4 protein-coding genes are annotated in these 2,631 nt (G+C 68.8%); 3 read left to right on the top strand and 1 reads right to left on the bottom strand.

Features of this window, described 5'->3' with window-relative positions; all coding sequences use genetic code 11:
- Nucleotides 1-297: 297 nt before the first annotated feature.
- The 3 genes from ELR45_RS28540 to ELR45_RS28530 all read left to right on the top strand — a co-directional run bounded on the left by ELR45_RS28540 (nt 298) and on the right by ELR45_RS28530 (nt 2,336).
- Nucleotides 298-1,212 carry an aminoglycoside phosphotransferase family protein gene (locus tag ELR45_RS28540; protein ID WP_129669337.1) on the top strand — a complete coding sequence of 305 codons (915 nt, stop codon included), beginning with the start codon at nt 298-300 and terminating at the stop codon, nt 1,210-1,212.
- Nucleotides 1,213-1,347: 135 nt separating this feature from the next.
- Nucleotides 1,348-1,566 carry a hypothetical protein gene (locus ELR45_RS28535; RefSeq protein ID WP_129669336.1) on the top strand — a complete coding sequence of 73 codons (219 nt, stop codon included), beginning with the start codon at nt 1,348-1,350 and terminating at the stop codon, nt 1,564-1,566.
- Nucleotides 1,567-1,664: 98 nt separating this feature from the next.
- Nucleotides 1,665-2,336, top strand: coding sequence for a phosphoribosyltransferase (locus ELR45_RS28530; RefSeq protein WP_129669335.1), 672 nt, complete (start codon nt 1,665-1,667; stop codon nt 2,334-2,336).
- Between the two features lie 3 nt (nt 2,337-2,339).
- Here the strand turns inward: ELR45_RS28530 and ELR45_RS28525 are convergent.
- On the bottom strand, nt 2,340-2,631 hold a 292-nt coding region (locus ELR45_RS28525; protein WP_205857448.1), incomplete at its 5' end, for a DUF2231 domain-containing protein.

The following is a 2,631-nucleotide window of genomic DNA, read 5'->3' as shown; positions in this document are numbered from 1 at the left end:
GCGGTCGCGCAGCGGCTGGCGCAGCCCTATCCGGAGCCCGAGTGCCCGGCAGCCGACCGGGTATGCACTGACACGATCTGGTTGCCGCAGACGTACCTCCTCTGCGACGAGGAAAGCACCCATCAGATCGCGGCCGCTATCGCGAAGGTGATCCTGAATGTGTCGGGTCGTCCATGATCATGTGCCGTCTGGTGCCCCTATAGGGGCCTCAAAGGGAACATGATCATCGTGCGTTGAGAGTCCCGCGTGGCTGAAATCAGTTGCGTTACCTAGATCGCTCGCGACATCCTCGGGATCATGGTCGACCGGTTTGGCGATGGACGTGCGGGGATCGATGCTCAGCTGGTGAAGCGGCTGGTGAAGGCCCAGTTCCCACAGTGGGCGGACCTGCCGGTCAGGCCCGTCGAGTTCGACGGCTGGGACAACCGCACGTACCGCCTCGGGGACGAGATGTCGGTGCGGCTCCCGACCCATGAGTCCTACCTGCCCGCCGTCGACAAGGAGCACCGCTGGTTGCCCGTCCTCGCGCCCCAGCTGCCGGTGCCGATCCCGAGGCCGATCGCGAAGGGTGAACCGGGCGAAGGCTATCCGTTCGAATGGGCGGTCCGGGGATGGCTGGACGGCGAGACAGCGCGTGCGGACCGGATCGACGATATATCGGCGTTCGCGGTGGCGGTGGCGGAGTTCATCCAGGCGTTACAGCGCATCGACGCGTCGGGTGGGCCGCGCGCGGGTGAACACAGCTTCTTCCGTGGGGCGTCGCCGGCATATTACGACGGCGAGACCCGCCGATCGCTTGCCGTACTGGGGGACCGGGTCGACACCGACCGGGCGATGGACGTCTGGCAGGCGGCCCTGGGGGCGACCTGGGACGGCGACCCTGTGTGGTTCCACGGCGACATCGCGGAGGGCAACATCCTGGTCAGGGACGGCAGGCTGGCCGCGGTGCTCGACTTCGGCACCTCCGGGGTCGGCGACCCCGCGTGTGATCTGGTGATCGCATGGACGTTCTTCTCCGGCGCGAGCCGGCAGGCTTTCCGCGGCGCCGTCGACCAGGACGCGGAGACCTGGGCACGGGCTCGCGGGTGGGCGCTGTGGAAGGCGTTGCTCGGACTGGCCCAGAACGTCGACGCCGACCACGGCGACGAGGTGGTGGCGGCCGGCCAACGCGTCGTCGAGGAGGTCCTCGCAGACCACGAGCTGCTGGGTTGAGCTCGGCGTCAGTCGAAGGATGTATACGTATCGGCAGCGGGCCGGCTCGACATCACTCGATCGGCCGACGCCCTCATCCGGCGTCGTCGCGCAGATTGGTGTCACTGATGCGAACGACGACGGGAGGAAGACCAGATGCGTGTCATCGCGGATGTGATCGGAGTGGTCCTGCTGATCCAGGGGATCGGTGGGTTGCTCGGCCCGCACGTCCCCATGCTCTCCGAGGAGTTCGGCCTCCTGCCGCACGTGGCGGACGGTGGAGCGCTCACCGGGCTGCAACTGGCGGCGATCGTGCTGGGGATGGCGCTGGTCGCCGTCGGCCGTGTGGGGCGGAAGGCCGAATCACCCTCGTGACCAAGGGCTCAGGTGCGGGGCAACGTTCGTCGCCGCACGTTCGCCTTTCGGCTGATTGGGTACGCGAGGAGGTGAGAACCAGTCATGGAGTGCTGCCGATGCCTTTCCGAGACCGAGATGACGCCGGTCGCCAGCTGGCCGAGCGGCTGACCCAAGAGACGTACGAGAGCCCGGTTGTGCTCGCCCTGCCTCGCGGCGGAGTCCCCGTCGCCGCGCATGTCGCGACCGCCCTGCGGGCGCCGCTGGAGGTCTACGTCGCCCGCAAGATCGGGGCACCCGGACAGCCCGAGTTCGGCATCGGCGCGATCGCCGAGGGCGGAAACGAGATCGTGGTGACCGGAGCGGGCCGCGCGTTCGGCCTCGGCGAGGAGGAGATGCGGCGGCTCGCTGACGATGAGCGCGCTGAGCTGGATCGCCGGATCGCCGCGTACCGTGGCTCCACACCGCTGCCCGCACTTCGGGGACGAGACGTGATCCTGGTCGACGACGGTCTGGCCACCGGTGTCACGGCGGAGGCCGCCGTGCGAACGCTACGCGGGCACCACCCGAGGCGGATTCTGCTGGCTGTGCCCGTCTGCCCGCCGGACACGCTGGAGCGGTTGTCCGGCATCGCAGATGACGTGATCTCACTCTCCGTGCCGGCGGACCTGGGCGGCATCGGCGCCTGGTACCAGGATTTCACCCAGACCACGGACGACGAGGTCGTCGGCATCGTGGAGACGTTCCGGGCCGGCGCATCCGGCTCCAGCAGCGGTGGTGGCCTCAGGTAATCGTCACCCCGGCTGGCCGCCCGCGTTGTCGAATGCCGGATGGCGCGAGGACACCTTCCTGGCCATGGCGAGATGGCCACCGAGGTAGCCCGACCCGGACGCGACCACACCACCGGCCAGCCCCAGCAGCACGCCCATCGCATGGCGATTCCGGCGCCGTGCGTTCCACGAGGCGGCGTAGAGCCCGAGCGCGGCTGTATTGCCCAGTGCGTGGACGAGGCCGACCCGTCGTTCCCTGCCGGTGGTATTCGTCCACTCCGCGATTCCGGTCAGCGCGGTCGGGACCGCGGCGGCT

Source organism: Phytoactinopolyspora endophytica (assembly GCF_004138495.1).
GTDB classification, from domain to species: Bacteria; Actinomycetota; Actinomycetes; order Jiangellales; family Jiangellaceae; genus Phytoactinopolyspora; species Phytoactinopolyspora endophytica.
This window is presented reverse-complemented; position numbering and strand designations above follow the sequence as displayed.

Excerpts from the sequence above, each read along its gene's own strand:
- ELR45_RS28540 (WP_129669337.1), top strand. The coding sequence starts at position 298 with ATGGTCGACCGGTTTGGCGATGGACGTGCGGGGATCGATGCTCAGCTG.
- ELR45_RS28535 (WP_129669336.1), top strand. The coding sequence starts at position 1,348 with ATGCGTGTCATCGCGGATGTGATCGGAGTGGTCCTGCTGATCCAGGGG.
- ELR45_RS28530 (WP_129669335.1), top strand. The coding sequence starts at position 1,665 with ATGCCTTTCCGAGACCGAGATGACGCCGGTCGCCAGCTGGCCGAGCGG.